Origin of the sequence: Lutibacter sp. A64 (assembly GCF_022429565.1) — a bacterium.
GTDB lineage: Bacteria > Bacteroidota > Bacteroidia > Flavobacteriales > Flavobacteriaceae > Lutibacter.
Genome location: NZ_CP092487.1, coordinates 2,335,002 through 2,335,994, shown reverse-complemented (window position 1 = coordinate 2,335,994; position 993 = coordinate 2,335,002). Strand labels below are relative to the sequence as shown.

Here is a 993-nt window from a genome sequence, read left to right as displayed (position 1 = left end):
ATAATTAAATTGTATGCCTAAGGAAGTAAATTTCTTAGGTATATTAAAAATGAATAGATGAAAAATAAAATTTTAGCATTTGGATTGATTCTTTTAGTTGGTTATAGCTATGCCCAACAAGATGCTCAATATACACAATATATGTACAATACCATAAGTGTTAATCCTGCTTATGCTGGTTCTAATGTAGGAACAAGTCTTTTTTTGTTAAACCGTTCACAATGGGTTGGTTTAGACGGTGCTCCGGTGACTACAAATGTTTCAATTCATGCACCAATGAACAGAAGTAATGTTGGTTTAGGTTTATCTATTATTAATGATAAAATTGGACCTTCAGATGAAAGTACTGTTGCTATAGATTTCTCTTATACATTATTAATTTCTGATACTTATAAATTGGCATTTGGTTTAAAAGCTAGTGGAAACTTATTAAATATCGATTTTAATAAATTAAATCAATACGATCAAAACGACTATAGTTTTGAAACCAATGTAGATAATAAATTTTCTCCAAATGTTGGTGTAGGTCTGTATTTGTATTCAGACAAATCTTATATTGGGTTGTCAGCACCTTATTTGTTAGAAACGAAACATTTTGATAAATATGCAGATGTAGGCACAAATAGTTTTATTGCCCAAGAACGACTTCATTATTATTTAATTGCTGGTCATGTTTTTGATTTTAGTACTGATGTAAAATTTAAACCTTCTGTCTTGCTGAAAACAGTTGAAGGTGCTCCACTACAAGTTGATATTTCAGGGAATTTTTTAATCAATGAAAAATTTACAGCTGGGGTTGCCTACAGATGGGATGTTGCCGTAAGTGCTTTAGTTGGGTTTCAAGTTAGTGACTCATTTTTTATTGGATATGGCTATGATTTAGAGACCACAAGATTGGCTAACTATAACTCTGGATCTCATGAAATATTTTTAAAGTATAATTTCTTTAATAGGTTTGGAAAAGTAGTATCACCTAGATTTTTCTAATATCAA

At 30.2% G+C, this 993-nt stretch carries 1 protein-coding gene; it reads left to right on the top strand.

Annotated elements, in window-relative coordinates:
- Nucleotides 1–57: 57 nt before the first annotated feature.
- Nucleotides 58–987: a PorP/SprF family type IX secretion system membrane protein gene (locus MKD41_RS09580; RefSeq protein WP_240242075.1), complete on the top strand. Its 930-nt coding sequence runs from the start codon at nt 58–60 to the stop codon at nt 985–987.
- Nucleotides 988–993 lie beyond the last annotated feature (6 nt).